This is a genomic window from Variovorax sp. UMC13, from assembly GCF_014170375.1.
In the GTDB taxonomy this organism is placed as follows: domain Bacteria; phylum Pseudomonadota; class Gammaproteobacteria; order Burkholderiales; family Burkholderiaceae_C; genus Variovorax.
On record NZ_LZZW01000004.1, the window covers coordinates 65391 to 85350 of the forward strand.

Sequence of the window (19960 nt, forward strand, 5' to 3'; positions counted from 1 at the left end):
CATTGAGCGAACCGTTGCGCGTCAGCACAACTCTTGGCTCGAACTTCAACCAACTTTCTGGAGACTTCATGAACAAGACACTTCTGGCTTCGGCCATTGCGCTCGGCCTGGGCTTCGCGTCCACGGCCGTGCTGGCGGACATCACCCAGTCGGGCACCGGGGCCAACGCGGCGGACGATGCACGCGCCTGGCAGGACAACAGTACGAACACGAGTACCAAAACCGACACCGACACGAAGACCTACACCAACACCAAGACCACCACCACCACCAAGACCGACTCCAGCACCAACCTGCGGACCAGCGACAGCCGCGACCAGAGCACCAACCGCAATTCCGGCGCCGCACGCGCGGCCGCCGAACGCTCGGTGGCGCTCAACAACGGCTCCACCGGCACCTTCTCCAACGCCTTCAACGTCACCACCGCCACGGCCAGCAGCACGCTCAGCGGCGTGGTCACCGGCAACACGGTGCATGGCATCGGCAACTACGCCTACAACACCGGCTCCTCGGCCGGCGGCACGGGCTACGGCGGCCATGGCGGCAAGGGCGCGGGCGGCACGGCCGACGGCGCGGGTGTGGGCGGCAACGGTGCCGTGGGCACGGGCGCCGTGGGCGCAACCGGCGGCAGCGCCTCCAACGGCGCCATCAGCCACGGCAGTGCCACCAACGGCAGTTCGTCGGCGGGTGACGGCGGCAGGGGCTCGGGCGGCAGTGCCTCGGGCAGCAACTCCAGCGGCTCGGCCACGGCCAACGGCGCCGGTGGCGGCGGCGGCGGTGGCGGCAGCGGCAGCGGCGGCAACGGCGGCCTGACCGGCGCCAGCGGCAGCGCCAACGGTGGCGGCATGATCGCCAGCGGCGACGGCGGCACCAGCGGCAACACCGGCACCGGCGGCGCGGGCGGCACGGGCACCGGCACGGGCGCAGCGGGTGGTGCGGGCGGGACCGGCGGCTCGCCGATGACCGCCAACACCGGGGCGCGCACGGCCGGCAACGGCACCGGCGGCGCCGGCGGCGCGGCCACCAACGGCAGTGCCACCAACGGCAGCGCCAGCAACGGCAACAACACGGCCGGCAACGGCGGTGCGGGTGGCAGCGGCACGGGCGGCGCAGGCGGCGCGGGCAGCGGCGGCACCAACACCGCGATGGGCGGCACCGGTGGTGTCGGCCAGGGCGGCACCGGTGGCGCCGGCGGGACCAACACCGTCAGCGCGGGGACCTTCAACATGTCCAACACCATGACCTCGGTCGGGCAGTCGGCCGCCGGCATCATGATCGCCAACCAGCAGAGCGGGATCAGCAGCCTGGTGCAGCAGAGCGTCAACGTCCAGGCCAACCTGAGCGTGCGCTGAGTCGCTGCCGGGTCCATGGCGGCGCGCCGACAGCGCGCTGCCATGGACCGTGTCTTTCCTCTCGAGGAGCCATCATGCGAACCCCCTCCCTGCGACGCGGCCTGGCCACGGCGGCGATCGCGCTGCTGCCGGCCCTGCTGCCCTTCCAGCTCGCGGCCCAGACCGGCCAGCGCGCGCCTGCGCCCGCACCCGCCGGCGCTGCGTTCGCGGCACCGGTGGAAGCCTCGGCCCTGGCCACCATCCGGGGCGGCCACGAACTCACGCAGAACGACATGCGGCTGGACGGCGTCACCGCCGGCAACGTCGCGAGCCAGGTCACGACCGGTGCCAACACCATCTCCACGGGCGCGTTCTCGGGCATGGCCGGCTTGCCGCTGGTGGTGCAGAACTCGGGCGCCAACGTGTTGATCCAGAACGCCGTGATCGTCAACGTGAAGATGCAATAGCGGCCTCTCGCGCCGCCTGGAGAGCCCCATGTCGCCCCTGCGCCTTCTGTGCCCCGCCGCCCTGCTCTGCCTGGCCGGCGCGGGTACCGGCCTGGCCCAGAACCGCGCGGTGTCGCTGCCCGAGATGGGCGGCGCCAGCTATGCGGTTCCGGTGCGCAGCCTGCAGCAGATCAAGCAGGCCGGCACCTTGCTGCAGCAATACGACTTCAGCTGCGGCTCGGCCGCGGTCGCGACCTTGCTCACGCACCACTACGGCCGGCCGACCTCCGAACAGGAGGTGTTCGAACAGATGTACGCGGCCGGCGACCAGGAGAAGATCCGGCGCGAAGGCTTCTCGCTGCTCGACATGAAGCGCTTCCTGCACACGCGGGGCTTCGAGGCCGACGGCTTCCAGCAGCCGCTGGACAAGCTGAACGAGGCGCGCGTGCCGGCCATCGCCCTGATCACGGAGAACGGCTACCACCACTTCGTGGTCGTGAAGGGGCTGGACAGCGAGCGCGTACTGATCGGCGACCCGGCCAACGGCACGCGCGCCATGCCGCGCGCCACCTTCGAGACGCAGTGGAAGCAGAAGCTGCTGTTCGTGGTCCACAACCGGATGGACACCGCGCGCTTCAACCTCGCGACCGACTGGCGCGCCGCCCCCGTGGCGCCCCTGGCCACGGGCGTGCTGCGCGACGCCTTCGTCAACCAGATGCCCCGCAACGGGCCGGGACAGTTCTGATGAACACCGCACACACCCCCCTCCGCCTGGCGCTGGTCCTGCTGCTGGCCCTGGCCGCGGCCACGGCCGGCGCACAGCCCGGCAACAAGACCCCCGCCGCGCCCCGCGCGACCTGGATGACCGTCGGCGACGCAACCCTGGAATCGATGCGCGGCGGCTTCGACCTGGGCGGCGGGCTGATGGTGTCCTTCGGCATCAGCCGCGCGATCACGGTCAACGGCGTGCTGCTGGCCGCGACCACCTTCAACATACCGGACGTGGCACGCATCACGGCCGTCCAGGCCGCGGCCCTCGAGCGGCAGATGAACAGCACCAACCTGGTCCAGGTCGGCCCGAACAACAGCGTGGTGGCGGCGACCAGCGTGGCGGGGGCCGCCGCCGGTGTGGCGGCGGCGCCGGCCAGCCTGCCGGCGGCCGCCACCGTGGTCCAGAACACGCTGGACAACCAGATGATCCAGACGCGCACGCTGATCGACACAACGACCAATGCCATGAGCCTGGCCAAGAGCATCAATGCCGCAGGCGCGCTCCGCGACGCCTTGCTGCGGGGCCGCTGAGCGGCTGGCGGCTCAGTCTGCCGCGCGGCAGGCTGCGCGCACGATGCGGGTGGTGGGATTGGGCGAGATGCCGAGGAAGTTCATGGGCTTGGGCGCCGCCTGGTAGTCGACGTCCTTGAGCACCGGGCCCTGCCACAGCGGCTGGGCGTGGAAGCTCACGCGCCGGTACTCGGCGCGCCCGGCCCGGCAATCGAAGGCCACTTCGGCCACATAGGACCGGTAGGGCAGGCCCTCCCAGTTCTTGCGCGGGCCGGCACGGCTCACGCGCACGCTCATGAGCCGGACATCGCTGTCGCTGCGCGCCGCCAGGGGATCGACCTGGACCGTGTCGACCACCGGGTCGGACGGGTTGCCGACCACGGTGAACCAGCTCGGCTGGGCCTGTACCAGGGTCGGCACGACCCACACGAGAGTTCCGACCCACCACAGCTTCACGCTGATTCCTTGTTGCTGAACGATGCGGCTTCGATTCTAGTGACCCGCCGCCCTCCTCCCGCCATGGCCCGCGTCGTTCAGGGCCAGGCCGCGGCATGGCTGCCGGGCGGCATCGAGGGCCGCGGCCAATCGGCCGGCGTGCGGGCCAGCACGGCGCTGTGGCACACCGAACGCAGGGCGCCGAAGCCCGAGGCCGAAGTCTCGAGCAGCGGCGCGATGTCGGGCCTGGCCGCGGCCAGTCCGCCCTCGATCCGGCCCAGGCCGCGCAGCCACTGGCCGGTCTGCGCCAGCGAGACCTGCACATGCCAGCTGCCGCCTTCGCGCTGCTGGCGGCGCAGGGCCGTGGCGGCGCCGAAGGCCATCAGGTAGCCCGTGGCCTCGTCGAGGATCTGCATCGGCAGCGGGCGCGGCTTGCCGTCGCCGGCCGCCTCGCCCTCGGCGTGGTTGAAGCCCATCGCGGTCTGCACCAGCGAATCGAAACCGCGCCGGCCGGCCCACGGACCCTGGGTGCCGTAGGCGGTGAGCGAGACGTAGACGATGCCGGGCCGCAGCGCCGCCAGTTCGGCCGGACCGAAACCCAGCGCCGCCAGGCCGCCGGGCCGGTAGCCCTGCGAGAACACATGGGCTTCGGCCGCCAGCCCGCGCAAGGTGGCGCGGCCGGCATCGGTCCGCAGATCGACATGGGCCGACAGCTTGCCGCGGCTGGTCTCGGCGATGGCCTCGATGTTGGGCAGGCTCGGCGAGTTGAGCAGCAGCACGTCGGCGCCATGGGCGGCCAGCGCTCGGCCGCCGACCGGGCCGGCCAGGATGCGCGTGAGGTCGAGCACCCGCAGGCCGGCGAGCGGACGCTGGTCCGCGCGCAGCGGCGGCAGGCCGAGGGGCGCGGCGTCGCCGATGCGCTCGAGGGTGAACAGCGGCTGCGCCGCGATCGCCTGGCCCTGGGGCGTGGCATCCCAGTCGGCGAAGCGGCGCAGCGCGGTCGCGACCAGGCCGCGTTCGGCCGCGGCGGTCTCGAAGTCGATGGCGCGCCAGGCCATCAGCGCCTGCTCGGCATCGGCGCGCGTGGCCGTCGCCGCGTCGAGCCCGAGCAGTTGCAGCGCGCCCTCGCGGTGGTGCTTGAAGTTGGCGTGGATGCGCACATGGCCGTCGGCGCAGCGGTAGAGCCCGGAGAAGGCGTCCCACAGATCGGGCACGCGGCCGTCGAGGCTGAACCAGCCGGTGCACTCGAGGGCCGCATGCGCCATGTCGACCGCCACCTGCTGGCGCGGCACGCCGCGCTGGTGGCCCAGCTCGCAGGCCGCGAGCGCGGCCGCGGCGATGGTGGCCTGCGCCGCGGCGCCCACCGCGAAGGAAGATGGCAGCACCGGGTCGGCGCCGGTCAACTGCGCGAATGCCAACGCGTCCTCAGGCAGCAGCGCCTGCCGCCAGATCGCCTCGAGTGCCTGCCTTGCCGTCATCGTCGTGCCTCCGTGGGCGGAAATCTATCGAAGTTCGAAGCTCTGCTGCTTCACCGTCTCGGAATCCAGGCCGATCTGCACGTTGAACGCGCCCGGCTCGGCCACGTTCTGCAGCTGCGCGTTGAAGAAGCGCAGCTTCGACTCGTCGATGCTGAAGCGCACGGTCTGCTGCTCGCCCGGCTGCAGCATGAGCTTGCGGAAATCCTTGAGCTCCTTGACCGGACGCACCACCGAGGCGGCCACGTCCTGGATGTAGAGCTGCACCACGGTCTCGCCCGCGCGCTGGCCGGTGTTCTTCACGTTGATCGCGGCCTCGATCTTGCCGTTGCGGGCCATGGTCGGGCCCGAGAGCACCACGTCCGACAGCGCGAAGTCGGTGTAGCTCAGGCCGTAGCCGAAGGGGTACAGCGGGCCGTTGGTTTCCTCGAAGTACTGCGAGGTGTAGTTGCCCGGCTTGCCTACGGTGAAAGGCCGGCCCAGGCGCGCATGGTTGTAGTAGGTCGGGATCTGGCCGACCGAGCGCGGGAAGGAGATGGGCAGCTTGCCCGAGGGGTTGTAGTCGCCGAACAGCACCTCGGCGATCGCATGGCCGCCCTCGGTGCCGGTGTACCAGGTCTCGAGGATCGCGTCGGCTTCCTGCTGCTCGCGCTGCAGCGCCAGCGGGCGGCCGTTCATCAGCACCAGCACCAGCGGCTTGCCGGTGGCCTTGAGCGCGGTGATCAGGTCGCGCTGGCTCTGCGGCAGGTCGAGGCTGGTGCGGCTCGACGATTCGTGCGACATGCCGCGCGCCTCGCCCACCGCGGCGACGACCACGTCGCTCTGCCGCGCGGCGGCCACGGCCTCCTCGATCATCGCGGCCGGGCTGCGCTTGTCCTGCACCACCTCGGGCGTGTCCCAGTTGAGGAAGTTCAGGTACTTGACGATCGCCTCGTCGTTGGTGATGTTGGCGCCGCGCGCATAGACCACGCGCCCCTGCGCGCCGATGGCCGCGTTCAGGCCGGTGCGCAGCGTGACCGCGTTCTTCGAATTGCCCGCGGCCGACCAGCTGCCCAGCATGTCGATCGGCGCATCGGCCAGCGGGCCGACCAGCGCGATGGTCTTCGACTTGGCGAGCGGCAAGGTGTTGTTGCGGTTCTCGAGCAGCACCATCGACTTGCGCGCCACCTCACGCGCGGCCGGCCGGTGCAGCCGGCTTTCGGCATCAAGGTCCGCCGGATCGTCCTTGGCCGCGCCGATGCGCAGGTAGGGGTTGTGGAACAGGCCCATGTCGTACTTGGCGCCCAGCACCTCGCGCACCGCGCTGTCGATCTCGGCCGTCGTGACCTCGCCCGATTGCACCAGGCCCGGCAGCTCCTTCAGGTAGACCGAGTCGGCCATGCTCAGGTCGATGCCGTTCTTGATCGCCAGCTTGGCGGCCTCGCGCTCGTCCTTGGCCACGCCGTGGCGCATGAGTTCGACGATCGCGCCGTGGTCGCTCACGGTCACGCCCTTGAAGCCCCAGTCCTTGCGCAGCAGGTCCTGCATCAGCCAGGTGTTGGAGGTTGCCGGCACGCCGTTGATGGAGTTGAGCGCGACCATCACGCCGCCGGCGCCCGCGTCGATGGCGGCGCGGTACGGCGGCAGGTAGTCCTGGTACATGCGCATCGGGCTCATGTCGACCGTGTTGTAGTCGCGCCCGCCCTCGACCGCGCCGTAGAGCGCGAAGTGCTTGACGCTGGTCATGATGCGGTCGGCCGGCACCGGCAGCGAGCCCTGGAAGCCCTTGACCGAAGCGCGTGCGATCTCCGACACCAGGTACGGGTCTTCGCCGAAGCCCTCGGAGGTGCGGCCCCAGCGCGGATCGCGTGCGATGTCGACCATGGGCGCGAAGGTCATGTCGACCGAGTCGCCGGCCGCTTCCTTGGCCGCGGTGCGCGCCATCAGGCTCACGGCCGCCATGTCCCAGCTCGAGGCCAGGCCCAGGCCGATCGGGAAGGTGGTGCGGTGGCCGTGGATCACGTCGTAGGCGAAGAACATCGGGATCTTGAGCCGGCCCTTCATGGCCGCGTCCTGCAGCAGCCGGTTGTGCGGGCGGTTCACCGAATTGAAGGTGCCGCCCACGCGGCCGGCCGTGATCTCGTCGGCGAGCTGGGCAATGGGCATCTCGGGGCCGATGCTGATCAGGCGCAGCTGGCCGATCTTCTCATCGAGGTTCATCCTTCCCACGATGTCGGCAATGAAGGCACTCTTGTTGTTCAGCGCTGCGGGATCGTGCTGGGCGAAGGCCAGCGGACTGGCCAGGCCGGCCGCGACGGCCAGCAGAAACGACATCTTCAATTTCAGTACCTTTCAGGGGGTGAGCCGCAAAGCCGGTCTTGGCCGACAGGCTCGCGCAATCGGCGATGCTAAGCTAAGCGCATGTTGGCGAGACGATCACGCCTCGTTGCCGAAGCCTTCGCATTTCATGCTCATCGCCCGCGCAATTCTTCCTACACAGTCGGGCCTTTCACGCGTCGCCGCCATGGCGAGCGACGCATGAACGCCACGCCCCCGAGTGTGGATGAGCCTCCCGCGGATCCTTGTCGGGAATCACCGCGAGTTCATCGCACCGCGCCCGCACCGGGTGTGCGGCGCGCCGTGTCCCCACCGTCATTCCCCCTGCCTTCCACCTGCATCGCAGACACCACTTCATGACCTCCAAGCCCAACGCCCACCGAAAGAAGAAGCCGTCGATTCCCCTGTTGTGCGCCAGCGCCCTCGCCTCGCTGCTGTGCGCCGGCCAGGCCCAGGCCTTCTCGCTCGACGACGTGACCGCCAAGGCGCGCGCGCTGATGGAGAAGCCCTACGCGGCGCCGGTGAACAACCTGCCACCGGTCTTCAGCGGCATGCAGTTCGCCGACTACCAGAAGATGCAGCCGCGCGCCGACCGCTTCGAGTGGAGCGACCAGCCCACGCCCTTCCGGCTGAACTTCTATCACCAGGGCATGCACTTCAATGCCGCCGTGCGCATCAACGAGATCAACGGCGACACGGTGCAGGAGATCCGGTACGACCCCGAGCGCTTCGACTTCGGCAACCTGAGCTTCGACAAGGGCGCGACCAGCACGCTGGGCTATGCGGGCTTCCGCGTGCTCTACCCGATCAACAAGGAAGGCAAGAACGACGAGATCATGAGCTTCCTGGGCGCGAGCTACTTCCGCGTGATCGGCAAGGGCCAGGTCTACGGCCTGTCGGCACGCGGGCTGTCGATCGACACCGCGCCGCCCGGCGGCGAGGAGTTCCCCGATTTCCGCGAGTTCTGGGTGCAGCGCCCCACGGGCACGGACAAGCAGATCGTGATCTACGCGCTGCTCGACTCGCCGCGCGCCACCGGCGCCTACCAGTTCATCCTGACCCCCGGCGGCAAGGATGCGGTGGTCGACGTGCAGGCCAACGTCTTCGTGCGCGGCGACATCAAGACGCTGGGCGTAGCGCCGCTCACCAGCATGTTCCTCTACGGGCCCAACCAGCAGTCGGAGCTCAAGCGCAACTTCCGCCCGGCCATCCACGACTCCAACGGGCTGGCCATCCAGACCGGCAGCGGCGAATGGCTGTGGCGCCCGCTCAACAACCCCAAGAACCTCGCGATCAGCAGCTTCACGGTCGAGAACCCCAAGGGCTTCGGCCTGCTGCAGCGCGGCCACGAGTTCTGGCGCTATGAGGACCTCAAGGACCGCTACGACCTGCGCCCGAGTGCCTGGATCGAGCCGCAGGGCAACTGGGGCAAGGGCAAGGTCACGCTGATGGAGATCCCCACGCCCGACGAGACCAACGACAACATCGTGGCCTTCTGGACCCCCGACGAGCCCACGCGCAAAGGCCAGGCGCTGCAGTTCGCCTACCGCATGCACTGGACCACCGACGAGCCCGCGCTGCACGGCCAGGACAACGCCTGGGTGCGCCAGACCTTCCACACCGACGGCGAGCAGCTGCAGGCCAACCTGATCCGCGCGCTCGACGGCAGCAGCGCCTTCCTGATCGACTTCGAGGGCCCGGTGCTGGCCAAGCTGCCGCCGGATACGCCGGTCAGCGCGCTGGTGAGCGTGGGCGACAACGCCGAACTGCTGGAGAACACCGTGCAGCGCAACCCCGCCATCAAGGGCGTGCGCGTGGTGCTGCGGGTGAAGGTGAAGAATCCGGCGCTGCCGGTGGAGATGCGCGCCGCGCTGATGCAGGGCGACAAGCCGCTGAGCGAGACCTGGAGCTACCAGGTGCCGCCGAATCCGCAGGCGGTGGCAGCACCGGCGCCGGCAGCGCTGCCGGCCTCCACCGTGGCGCCGCAGGCCGCGCCCTGAGCGGCGGGAGGAACCGCCACGCGGCGGTTCCGGGGCGCCATCAGCGGATCAGCTGAACGCCGGTCTTGGCCTGCAGCGACTCGAAGCTCACGCCGTCGGCGAGTTCGATGACCTTGAGACCTTCGGGCGTGACGTCGAGCACGGCCAGGTCGGTGATGATGCGGTCGACCACGCCCACGCCGGTCAAGGGCAGCGTGCACTGCTCGAGGATCTTCAGGTCCTCGGTGCCGTCCTTCTTCTTCGCGACGTGCTCCATCAGCACGATCACGCGCTTGACGCCGGCCACCAGGTCCATGGCGCCGCCCATGCCCTTGACCATCTTGCCCGGGATCATCCAGTTGGCCAGGTCGCCCTTGGCGCTGACCTGCATCGCGCCCAGGATCGACAGGTTGATCTTGCCGCCGCGGATCATCGCGAAGCTCTCATGGCTGCCGAAGATGGCCGAGCCCGGAATGGTGGTCACGGTCTGCTTGCCGGCATTGATCAGGTCGGCGTCGACGTTGTCCTCGGTCGGGAAGGCGCCGATGCCCAGCATGCCGTTCTCGCTCTGCAGCCAGACTTCCTTGGTGCCCGTGTGGTTGGCCACCAGCGTCGGGATGCCGATGCCGAGGTTCACGTAGAAGCCGTCTTCGAGTTCCTGGGCCGCGCGCGCGGCCATCTGGTCTTGGGTCCAGGGCATCTCAGGCTCCTTCTTTCTTGCTGACGGGGACGGTGGGCACGGGCACTTCGCTGCCCGCGGCGGCCTGCGCGATCACGGCCTGGGCCTCGATCTTGGCGGCGGCGGCATCGACCGGTGCGGCCGCGCTCACGGTGCGCTTCTCGATGCGCTTCTCGGGATTGGCGTTGAGCACGATGCGGTGCACATAGATGCCCGGCAGGTGGATGTCGTCGGGTGCCAGTTCGCCCACTTCGACGATCTTCTCGACCTCGACGATGCAGACCTTGCCGGCCATCGCGGCGGCCGGATTGAAGTTGCGCGCCGTGAGGCGGAAGCGCAGGTTGCCCGACTTGTCGGCCACGTCGGCCTTGACCAGCGCCACGTCGGGCACCAGCGAGCGCTCCATCACGTAGGTCTCGCCGTCGAACTCGCGCAGCTCCTTGCCCTCGGCCACCTGCGTGCCCACACCGGTCTTGGTGAAGAAGGCCGGGATGCCCGCGCCGCCGGCGCGCAGCTTCTCGGCCAGCGTGCCCTGGGGCGTGAATTCGAGATCGAGTTCCTTGGCCAGGAACTGGCGCTCGAACTCCTTGTTCTCGCCCACGTAGCTGGCGATCATCTTCTTGATCTGCCGGGTCTCGAGCAGCTTGCCGAGGCCGAAGCCGTCGACGCCCGCGTTGTTCGAGACCACCGTCAGGTTCTGCACGTTGCTGTCCTTGAGCGCATCGATGAGCGCTTCAGGGATGCCGCAGAGGCCGAAGCCGCCGACGGCGAGCATCTGGTCGTCGGCGACGACGCCGGCCAGCGCCTCCTTGGCGGAGGCATAGATCTTGTTCACCATGGGTCGTGATCCTCGCGAGCTGAGTGAAAGAAGGGAATGAAGAAAGAGCCTCCGACGATACTACGTACCCGCATACGTAGTATTTCGTAATGGAGACACCTGAGCAGACCCGCACGCACCCGGCCGCCCCCGGCCTCGGCGCCATCGACTACCGGCTGGCCTTCGAGCACGCGCCGGTGGGGATGGTGCTGTCGCGCAACCGCACCATGGTCGACTGCAACCAGCGCTTGTGCGAGATGTTCGGCGCCGCGCGCGAGGCGCTGGTGGGGCAGTCCTTCCAGGTGCTCTACCCGAGCGTGGCCGAATTCGAGCGCATCGGCAAACGCATGGTGCCGATCCTCAACCACGTGGGCCGCTATGCCGACAACCGCATGATGCGGCGGCTCGGCGACCTGCACGGCGCCTTCGCGGGCGAGACCTTCTGGTGCCACGTGACCGGCCATGCGCTCAACCGCGCCGCGCCGCACGAGGCCGGCATCTGGACCTTCGAGGACCTGGGCTCGCGCCGCAGCGCCAAGGCCGAACTCACGCCGCGCGAACGCGAGGTGGCGGCGCAGGTGATGCAGGGCCTGACCTCCAAGGAGATCGGCCGCGTGCTGGGCATCAGCCACCGCACGGTCGAGCTGCATCGGGCGCGGCTCATGCGCAAGTACGCGGCGGCCACCACGGCGGAGCTGGTGCAGAAGCTGATGGCCGGCTGAGCACGCGGGGTGCCTGCAACAAGTTGCATCGGTTGCAACGGTTGCCCTCAAAGCCCTGCGCCTACACGGGCGGGCCACCGCCTTGGGCACCATGCCCGCACATGCTCGATCGACGACACTTCCTCGCGGCCGGGGGCACTTCGCTGGCCCTGGCCTCCCTCGGACTTCCCGCCGACGCGCTGGCCGCCACCGGGCTCAAGCTCGGCCAGCCCCAGCCCTTCTCCTTCGAACGCCTCGCGGCCCTGGCCGAATCGATGGCCGCGCAGCCCTTCGTCGCGGCCACGCCGCTGCCGGCCGGCGTGCTCGACCGCATCGACTACGAAGCGCACGGCAAGATCCGCTTCGACCCCGACAGCGCGCTGTTCCGCGACGGCCCCGGCAACTTCCCCGTCACCTTCTTCCATCTAGGGCGCTTCTTCCCGAACCCGGTGCGCATGCACCTGCTGGAAACGGCCGCGGGCGACAGCTTCGCGCGCGAGATCCTCTACGACCCCGGCTACTTCGACATGCCCGCCGACAGCCCGGCGCGCAAGCTGCCGCCGGGCGCGGGCTTTGCGGGCTTCCGCTTCCAGGAAAGCCGGCTGGGCGACCCGAAGCAGCTGGACTGGAAGAAGAACGACTGGGTCGCCTTCCTCGGCGCCTCCTACTTCCGCGCCATCGGCGAGCTCTACCAGTACGGCCTGTCGGCGCGCGGCATCGCAATCGACGTGGCCGAAGCCGACCGGCCCGAGGAATTTCCCGACTTCACGCGTTTCTACTTCGAGCCGTCGGCGCCGGGCAGCAGCAGCGTCACGGTGCATGCGCTGCTCGAGGGGCCCAGCCTCACCGGCGCCTACCGCTTCGTGATGGAGCGCACGAAGGCCGTGCGCATGGACATCGAATGCCGGCTCTTCCTGCGGCGCAACGTGGCGCGCCTGGGCATCGCGCCGCTGACCTCGATGTACTGGTTCTCCGAAACGCATCCCAGCGCCATCGACTGGCGGCCCGAGGTGCACGATTCGGACGGCTTGGCGATGTGGAGCGGCGGCGGCGAACGCATCTGGCGCCCGCTCAACAACCCGGAGCAGACCACCGCCTCGGCCTTCGTCGACACCCGGCCGCGCGGCTTCGGCCTGCTGCAGCGCGACCGCGCCTTCGAGCACTACCTCGACGGCGTGCACTACGAGAAGCGGCCCAGCCTCTGGGTCGAACCGCTGGGCGACTGGGGCGAAGGCGCGGTGCAACTGATCGAGATCCCGACCGACGACGAGATCCACGACAACACGGTCGCCTTCTGGGTGCCCAAGGCCCCGGCCACCGCGGGCTCGAAGATCGCGCTGCGCTACCGGCTGCACTGGACCGACGTGGAGCCCTACCCCTCGCCGCTGGCGCGCTGCGTGGCCACGCGCACCGGCCGCGGCGGCCAGCCCGGGCAGCCGCGGCCGGCGGGCGTGCGCAAGTTCATGGTCGAGTTCCTCGGCGGCCCGCTGGCCTCGCTGCCGACGGGCACCAAGCCCGAACTGGTGCTGACCGCCTCGCGCGGCAAGTTCTCCTACCTGTTCGCCGAGGCCGTGCCCAACGGCGTGCCCGGCCACTGGCGCGCGCAGTTCGACTTCACGGCCGACGGCAAGGAGCCGGTGGACGTGCGGCTCTTCCTCAAGAGTGGGGAGCAGACGCTGTCGGAGACCTGGCTGCACCGGCACGATCCCGCCTGAGCGCGCAGTGACTCAGGCGCGGGCCTTCTTGCGCCGGCCGGCCTTGCCGCTGGCCTTGGGCGCCATGCCCAGCGCCGCGCGGGCCAGCGCATCGGCCTCGACGTTTCGGTGGCGTGGAATCCAATGCAGCGCCACGCGGTCGAAGGACGCGAGCAGCACGCGCGCGGCATCGAACAGATCGGCGAGCCGTTCGATCGGCTTGACGGCGCGCCCACCCAGTTGCTCGACCAGGATGCTGTTGTCGCTGTAGACCTGCACCGCCCTCGCCCCCTGCGCCCGGGCGGCCAGCAGCGCATCGGTCAGCGCCCGCAGCTCGGCCTCGTTGTTGCAGCCGACCGAGTGCGTGGCGCGCGAAAGCGCCTGGCGCGTGCCGTCGGGCGCGACCAGCACCGCGCCCAGGCCCATGCGGCCGGGGTTGGGGACGGCACTGCCGTCGCAGTGGACGGTCCAATGGAGGACATCTGAATCGAAAACGGCCATGCGCCCACGCTACCAGATCGGCGTCAGGCAGCCGACGCACGGAACGGTTAGATTGCCCGCATGCAAGAACTCCTGTCCCTGGCCACCGCGCATGGCATCACGGTGGTCTTCCTGGCCACGCTCGCCGCCCGGCTCGGGGTGCCGGTGCCGGCCTCGGCGGTGCTTGTGGTGGCCGGCGGGCTGGCGGCCATGGGGCAGATCCCGCTGTGGGCCACGGTGGCGGTCGCGCTGGCCGGCAACCTGCTGGGCGACGCGGCCTGGTTCTATGCCGGGCGCCGCTTTGGCCACCGGATCATGCGGCTGCTGTGCAAGGTTTCGCTGTCGCCCGACACCTGCGTGCGGCAGAGCGAATCGCTGATCACGCGCTGGGGCGGCACCTCGCTGATCGCGGCCAAGTTCGTGCCGGGCGTGTCGGTGGTGGCGCCGCCAATGGCCGGCGCGCTGCAGATGTCGACCGCGCGCTTCCTCGGGTTCGACACATTGGCCGCGGCCATCTGGTCGGCCGCCTTCCTGGTGCCGGGCTGGGTGTTCAGCAGCCAGATCCAGGCCGTGCTCGACGCCATGGCCGAGGCCGGCGCGGCCGCGCTGGTGGTGCTGGCCATCGCGGTGGCGGCCGGACTGGGCCTGCGCTACTGGCGCCGGCGCGCGATGCTGCTGAGCATCGACATCCCGCGCGTGAGCGTCGACGAACTGCATGCGCTGATGGCCTCCGCGGTGCCGCCGCTGGTGATCGACGTGCGCTCGCCGGCCGGCGCCGAACTCGAGCCGCGCCGGATCCCGGGTGCGATCGTGCTGCACCTGCAGGACATGAAGGCCCAGCGCGGCCTGCCCGACTTCTCGGCCCACCACGAGATCGTGCTGTACTGCAACTGTCCCAACGAGGTCTCGGCCGCGATGGCGGCGCGCCTGCTGCAGACGCGCGGCGCCCGGCGGGCCCGGCCGCTGGCGGGCGGGCTCGACGCCTGGCTGGCCTCGGGGCGCGCGACCGAGTCGGGCTGAGGCCCGAGAGCGCGGCTCGGAGATAATCGCGCCGCCTTCTTTTGAATCGCCCCCCAGGTCAGCCACGCCAAGCGAAGCCCACCTGCCCCCAGGACTTCGACCCGCCCTGTCAGGCTGTGGACTGCCCGTGTTCGAGCGTTACTACCGCGAACTGCTGAACTTTCTCGCCCGCAAGGTGCGGGACCGCGAGACCGCGGCCGATCTGGCGCAGGAGAGTTTCGCGCGCGTGTACGCGGCCGAGCGCAAGGGCGTGGCGGTGCGCGACCCCCGCGCGCTGCTCTACCAGACCGCGCGCAACCTGGTCACCGACGACCATCGCCGCAGCGAGGCGCGCGGCGAGCCCGGCCCGCACAACGCACTGATCGAGCCCGACGAACAGGCCGGCCCCGAGGCCCAGGAACCCGAGGCCGCGTTGGCCGCGCGCCAGCGCTTCGAAGCCATCGCCGCCGTGATCGACACCCTGCCGCCGCGCTGCCGCGAGGCCTTCCTCTGCGTCAAGTTCGACGGCCTCTCGCATGCCGAGACCGCCGCGCGCATGGGCATCGCCACCAAGACGGTGGAGATGCAGGTGCAGATCGCGCTGGAGGCCTGCTGGGCCGCGCTGGAAGATTTCGACGGCACGGCCAGCGGCCGGCACCCGTCGCGCGCGCGCAAGCGGCGCCCCACGCCATGAAAAGAATCCGACGATCGGGGCCCGCGCCTACAGGGTGCGGCGCCGCCCGTGCGTCTACAACAGCAAGAGACCCCGCATGACAGCCCCCGCCCCTGCATCCGACGAAGCCGCGCGCCTGCGCCGGGATGCGCTCGGGTGGTTCGTGCGCCGCCAGGATGCCGCCTGGGCCCTGGCGGACGAGCGCGCCTTCCGGGCCTGGCTGGCCGCGAGCCCCCGGCACGGCGAGGCCTACGCGCGCTGCGCCACGCCCTGGCAAACCCTCGACGCCATGCCCGACGACCTGCGGGCCCGCATGCGCGCCCAACTGGCCCGCGACAAGGCCGCGCTCGAACGCGCGCCACGGCTGTCCTCTCCACGCTCGCGGCGGCGCTTTCTGCAGCCGGCCTTCGCGGTCGCGGGCGCGGCGGCCGTGCTGAGCGGTGCGGGCTACGTCGCGTGGCAGCAGCTGCTGGCGCAGCCCCAATGGCGCCAGGCCTTCGCCACCGCGCGCGGGCAGCAGAAGGACATCCCCCTGCCCGACGGCAGCCGGCTGCGGCTGGACACGGCCACCCGCGTCGAGGTGCTCCTCTACCGCCAGCGACGCGAAGTCCGGCTGCACGAGGGCCAGGCGGTGTTCTCGGTGCAGGCCGATGCGGCCCGCCCCTTCGAGGTGCTGGCCGGCCCGCTGCGCGTGACCGTGGTCGGCACGCGCTTCTCGGTGCGGCACACGCCCGGGCAACCGGGGCACGACGGCGTCACGGTGGCGGTCGAGCAAGGCAAGGTCCGGGTGGCGCGTGCAGACGGCCCCGTCGGTGATGGCAGCCCCATCGTGTTGCTGACCCCGGGCCAGCAGGTCGCGAGCGATGCCCAGGGCTCGCTCGGCCCGGTGGGCGCCGTGCCCGCCGCCGGCATCGCACCCTGGCGCGAGCAGCGCCTGAGCTTCGTCGACATGCCGCTGGGCCAAGCGCTCGAAGAACTGGCGCGCTACGGCCGCACCGGCCTGGTGGTGCGCGACCCGCAGGTGGCGGCGCTGCGGCTCACCGGCACCTTCGACCCGCTGAACCGCACCACGCTCCGGCTCGCGCTGCCGCGCGTGCTGCCGGTGCGCCTGCAGCAGGACGGGCCCGACACCCAAGTGCTGCTCGCGCGCTGAAGAACGGGCCGGTACGGTTCCGGGGGGCGGACTTCTGGACGCAGAGGGCGCAGAGGTTTCGCAAAGAGCGCAAAAAAAGAACATCCCCAAAAGAGTTTTGTTTTCTTTCTCGCCCTCTGCGAAACCTCTGCGTCCTCTGCGTCCTCTGCGTCCGGTTGCCCGTATTCAGCGTTCGAGTCGACGGGACCGAACGCCCGAACACGGCCCATACGAAAACAAATGAGATTTATTTCGCAATGGATACAGGGTGGCCGGGCCCTGCTGCGTCTTCCCAGGTAGCAACCGTTTTTTCTATCTGGAGCACATCGACATGAATCGCCTTCTGACGCGGCCCGCGCCGCTTGCCCTGGCCCTCGCGCTGGTCTTCGGCACCGCCTCGACCAGCGCACAAAGCGGCACCGCCGGCACGCCGATGCAGATCCGCATCGGCGCCCAGCCGCTGGCCTCGGCGCTCAACGACTGGGCGCGCCAGACGCGGCTCCAGCTCGCGGTCCAGCAGGACGTGGTGGCGGGCCGGACCGCGCCCGCCGTGTCCGGCCAGCTGAGCCCGCGCCAGGCGCTCGAACGCCTGCTGGCCGGCAGCGGCCTGTTCGGCCGCTTCGAGGGCAACATCGTGACGGTCGAGCGCCAGGCCGCCTCCTCGGGCACCACACTGGGCGCGATCACCGTCACGGCCACGACGGCGCGCGAGACCGCGGCCAGCCCGGTGATCGGCTATGTGGCGCAACGCAGCGCTACGGGCACCAAGACCGACACGCCGCTGATCGAGATGCCGCAGTCGATCTCGGTCGTGACCTCGGACTTCATCGAGGCCACCGGCGCCCTGCGCCTCAAGGACGCGCTGGCCTACACGCCCGGCATCAACGTGTCGCCCTGGGGCGCCGATTCGCGCTTCGACTGGACCATCATCCGCGGCTTCGACGCCCAGACGCCCGGCTACTACCTCGACGGCCTGCAGCTGCGCAACAACAACGGCTGGGCCATCTGGCAGACCGAGAACTACGGCACCGAGCGCATCGAGGTGCTGCGCGGTCCTTCGTCGGTGCTCTATGGCCAGACCGGCCCGGGCGGCATGATCAACGTGGTCAGCAAGCGGCCGACCGAGGAGCCGCTGCGCGAACTGCAGGTCCAGCTGGGCGACCACTCGCGGCGCCAGGTCGCGGGCGACTTCTCGGGCCCGGTCGACGCCGAGGGCAAGCTGCTGTACCGCTTCACCGGCCTGGTGCGCGACGCCAAGCTGGAAGGCAGCGGCCTGCCCAACGACCGCGTCTTCCTCGCGCCTTCGCTGACCTGGAAGCCCTCGGGCGACACCTCGCTCACGCTCCTCTCGCACTACCTGCGCATCCGGGACGGCAGCTCCTACGGCAGCTTCCCCGAGGTCGGCACGCTGCTGCCCAATCCCAACGGCCGCTTCTCGCCCAAGACCTATGTGGGCGAGCCCGGCTTCGACCACTTCAACCAGGACCAGTGGATGGTGGGCTACCTGCTCGACCACCGCGTGAACGACACCTGGACGCTGCGCCAGAACGTTCGCTACGGTTCGATCAAGGTCGACTACCGGCAGGTCTACAACCAGGCCGACTTCGCGGTCGTGAACCCCGACGACCCGGCGGACCCGGCCAACTTCCGCGTGCTCAACCGCTTCCCCTTCGGCAGCCACGAAAGCGCGCGGCTCCTGACCATCGACAACCAGGCGCAGGCCAGGCTCCGGCTGGGCGACTGGCAGCACACCGTGCTGTTCGGCCTGGAACCACCAGCGCTCGCGCAACGACCAGCGCACCTACAACGCCGGCACGGTCTCGGGCATCGACGGTTACGACCCGGTCTACACCCACGACGTGGTGCCCGGCGACCCGTGGTTCGACGCCCGGACCCGCCTGGTGCAGACCGGCGCCTACCTGCAGGACCAGGTCAAGTGGGGCGACTGGGTGGCGACGCTGGGCGGCCGCTACGACAGCGCCACCGCCACGCTCGACAGCCACACCGACGGCTCGCGCACCCGCATCTCCGACCACAAGTTCACCCGCCGCGCGGGCCTGGTCTACCTGCATCCGAGCGGCTGGGCGCCGTACCTCAGCTACTCCGAGTCCTTCTCGCCGACCGCGACCATCGACCCCGAGACCAACACGCCGCTCAAGCCCGAGACCGGGCGCCAGTACGAGGTCGGCGTGCGCTACCAGCCGGTGGACGGCAAGAGCAAGTACAGCGCCGCGATCTTCGACCTGCGGCGCAAGAACTACATCACCTACACGCCGGACTTCCTGCCCAAGCAGACCGGCGAGATCCTGGTGCGCGGGCTCGAGCTCGAAGCGGCCTTCCAGCCGGTCAAGCGCATGAACGTGATCGCCGCCTACACCTACACGCCCAAGGCCATCGTCACGGCCAGCAGCACGCCCAGCGAGATCGGCAAGCAGATGCAGGCGGTGTCGCGCAACCAGCTCTCGGCCTGGACCGACTACCGCTTCGAGTCCGGCTTCAGGCTCGGCCTGGGCGCGCGCTTCATGGGCTCGAACCGCGGCTACCAGGAATCGGCGGCCGCGAAGCTGCCCTCGTCCACCGTGTTCGATGCGCTCGTGGGCTACGAGCTGCAGCACTGGAGCCTGGCGCTGAACCTGCGCAACCTCACGAACAAGACCTACCTCAACGCCTGCAGCGCCGGCAGCTGCCGCTACGCGGAGCTGCGCAGGATCGTGGCGACCGCGACCTACAACTTCTAGGCGATCGGCACCGATGCGGGCCTGGCTGTCGCTCATCCCGACGGCCAGCCCACCGCAAACGGGTGTTCGTTCGCTGGTCGGTCCCGCCGCTCCTACTGCACTTCGATGATGAAGCTGGCCTCGTATTGCCGCGTGTCGATCGGCGTGGCCTTGATGGACACGTAGCCGGTGTATGTGTTGTTGGTGACGCTGGCCTTCCAGTTCTTCGATGTCGAGGAGATGGGGTTGATCGTGGCGTTCGTGCTCCCCATGGGGTAGGCGCTCCATGTCACCGGGATGCTCGAGTTGAGCTCGAGCACGTCACCAGACGCCACGTTCGTCTGGAAGGTTTTTCCAGAAGTCGCCGCCTTGATGTTGTTGATCCCTGTGGCCGGCACGCCGTTCACGTTGAGGGTGACGGACAGCGCCTCGTCGTAGACGTATCGATAGGGCAGCGTCGCGCCAGCCAGCTTGTACTCGGACGCACAGGCGCTGTCCTTGCAGAGATGCAGGGTCAGCTCGCCTTCGACCACGCCAGCGCTGGCCGGCAGCCGAGGCAGCAGAAGCATCGAGTACGCGCCATCGGGATCGCGCGTCGCGATCTGCACGCCCGGCACGTTGGTGAGGAATGACTTGGGGTCGGCGATCACCGGATAGAGGGTGCCAGCGGGCGTGCTGCTGAGCCTCGCCTTGACGAGGACCACCCCCGGGCCCGATGAGTTCGGGTCGTTGAGCACGTAGCTGCCCGAAAGGCTCGAAGGATTGAAGGTGACCTGAATCGCATCCTCGCCACCGCCCCCTCCCC

The 19960-nt window shown here is 69.9% G+C and carries 18 protein-coding genes and 1 pseudogene; 12 read left to right on the top strand and 7 right to left on the bottom strand.

The features are described from left to right. Positions 1–68 precede the first annotated feature (68 nt). The 4 genes from A9977_RS03160 to A9977_RS03175 all read left to right on the top strand — a co-directional run bounded on the left by A9977_RS03160 (position 69) and on the right by A9977_RS03175 (position 3079). Positions 69–1352, top strand: a complete 1284-nt coding sequence (locus A9977_RS03160; RefSeq protein WP_183023426.1) for a hypothetical protein — start codon at positions 69–71, stop codon at positions 1350–1352. Positions 1353–1426: 74 nt separating this feature from the next. Continuing rightward, complete coding sequence (locus A9977_RS03165; protein WP_183023427.1) at positions 1427–1798, top strand: hypothetical protein; 372 nt, start codon at positions 1427–1429, stop codon at positions 1796–1798. A 28-nt stretch (positions 1799–1826) separates the two neighbouring features. Beyond that, positions 1827–2522 (top strand): C39 family peptidase, encoded by a 696-nt coding sequence (locus A9977_RS03170; protein ID WP_183023428.1) that lies wholly within the window; start codon positions 1827–1829, stop codon positions 2520–2522. Next, the gene (locus tag A9977_RS03175) at positions 2522–3079 is read left to right on the top strand and encodes a hypothetical protein (RefSeq protein WP_183023429.1); all 558 of its coding nucleotides are present in this window, start codon (positions 2522–2524) and stop codon (positions 3077–3079) included. The genes A9977_RS03170 and A9977_RS03175 overlap by 1 nt, the downstream gene beginning before the upstream one ends. A gap of 12 nt (positions 3080–3091) precedes the next feature. Here the strand turns inward: A9977_RS03175 and A9977_RS03180 are convergent, their stop codons facing one another. From A9977_RS03180 to bglX, 3 genes are all read right to left on the bottom strand, one after another. Continuing rightward, a complete protein-coding gene (locus A9977_RS03180; protein ID WP_183023430.1) occupies positions 3092–3514 on the bottom strand; it encodes a surface-adhesin E family protein in 423 nt (140 codons plus the stop codon). 77 nt (positions 3515–3591) lie between these two features. After that, complete coding sequence (locus tag A9977_RS03185; RefSeq protein WP_183023431.1) at positions 3592–4971, bottom strand: CoA transferase; 1380 nt, start codon at positions 4969–4971, stop codon at positions 3592–3594. Positions 4972–4995: 24 nt separating this feature from the next. Next, entirely contained in the window at positions 4996–7281 is a 2286-nt protein-coding gene (bglX, locus tag A9977_RS03190; protein ID WP_183023432.1) for a beta-glucosidase BglX, read from the bottom strand. A gap of 359 nt (positions 7282–7640) precedes the next feature. On the opposite strand from bglX, the gene A9977_RS03195 reads away from it, so the two are divergent. Next, positions 7641–9284, top strand: a complete 1644-nt coding sequence (locus A9977_RS03195; protein ID WP_183023433.1) for a glucan biosynthesis protein G — start codon at positions 7641–7643, stop codon at positions 9282–9284. Positions 9285–9324: 40 nt separating this feature from the next. Here the strand turns inward: A9977_RS03195 and A9977_RS03200 are convergent, their stop codons facing one another. Continuing rightward, entirely contained in the window at positions 9325–9963 is a 639-nt protein-coding gene (locus tag A9977_RS03200; RefSeq protein WP_183023434.1) for a 3-oxoacid CoA-transferase subunit B, read from the bottom strand. A gap of 1 nt (position 9964) precedes the next feature. Beyond that, complete coding sequence (locus A9977_RS03205) at positions 9965–10777, bottom strand: CoA transferase subunit A (RefSeq protein ID WP_183023447.1); 813 nt, start codon at positions 10775–10777, stop codon at positions 9965–9967. A gap of 92 nt (positions 10778–10869) precedes the next feature. On the opposite strand from A9977_RS03205, the gene A9977_RS03210 reads away from it, so the two are divergent. Then, on the top strand, positions 10870–11481 hold the full coding sequence (locus A9977_RS03210; protein ID WP_183023435.1) for a LuxR C-terminal-related transcriptional regulator: 612 nt from the start codon (positions 10870–10872) through the stop codon (positions 11479–11481). 101 nt (positions 11482–11582) lie between these two features. Further along, positions 11583–13175, top strand: coding sequence for a glucan biosynthesis protein (locus tag A9977_RS03215; protein WP_183023436.1), 1593 nt, complete (start codon positions 11583–11585; stop codon positions 13173–13175). 12 nt (positions 13176–13187) lie between these two features. Here A9977_RS03215 and A9977_RS03220 read toward each other — a convergent pair whose 3' ends face one another. Beyond that, entirely contained in the window at positions 13188–13655 is a 468-nt protein-coding gene (locus A9977_RS03220; protein WP_183023437.1) for a ribonuclease HI family protein, read from the bottom strand. A 60-nt stretch (positions 13656–13715) separates the two neighbouring features. Between A9977_RS03220 and A9977_RS03225 the strand changes: the two genes are divergently transcribed. From A9977_RS03225 to A9977_RS34580, 5 genes and pseudogenes are all read left to right on the top strand, one after another. Further along, on the top strand, positions 13716–14654 hold the full coding sequence (locus A9977_RS03225) for a DedA family protein/thiosulfate sulfurtransferase GlpE (protein ID WP_183023438.1): 939 nt from the start codon (positions 13716–13718) through the stop codon (positions 14652–14654). Between the two features lie 127 nt (positions 14655–14781). After that, a complete protein-coding gene (locus A9977_RS03230; RefSeq protein ID WP_183023439.1) occupies positions 14782–15327 on the top strand; it encodes an RNA polymerase sigma factor in 546 nt (181 codons plus the stop codon). Between the two features lie 76 nt (positions 15328–15403). Beyond that, the gene (locus A9977_RS03235; protein WP_183023440.1) at positions 15404–16459 is read left to right on the top strand and encodes a FecR domain-containing protein; all 1056 of its coding nucleotides are present in this window, start codon (positions 15404–15406) and stop codon (positions 16457–16459) included. Between the two features lie 412 nt (positions 16460–16871). Next, positions 16872–18143, top strand: a pseudogene (locus A9977_RS34730) (TonB-dependent siderophore receptor); the annotation flags it as partial. A gap of 121 nt (positions 18144–18264) precedes the next feature. Continuing rightward, the gene (locus A9977_RS34580; RefSeq protein ID WP_310936081.1) at positions 18265–19176 is read left to right on the top strand and encodes a TonB-dependent receptor domain-containing protein; all 912 of its coding nucleotides are present in this window, start codon (positions 18265–18267) and stop codon (positions 19174–19176) included. Positions 19177–19268: 92 nt separating this feature from the next. On the opposite strand, the gene A9977_RS03245 is transcribed toward A9977_RS34580, so the two are convergent. Next, positions 19269–19960 (bottom strand): hypothetical protein (locus A9977_RS03245; RefSeq protein ID WP_183023441.1); only part of this gene is annotated, 692 nt, incomplete at its 5' end.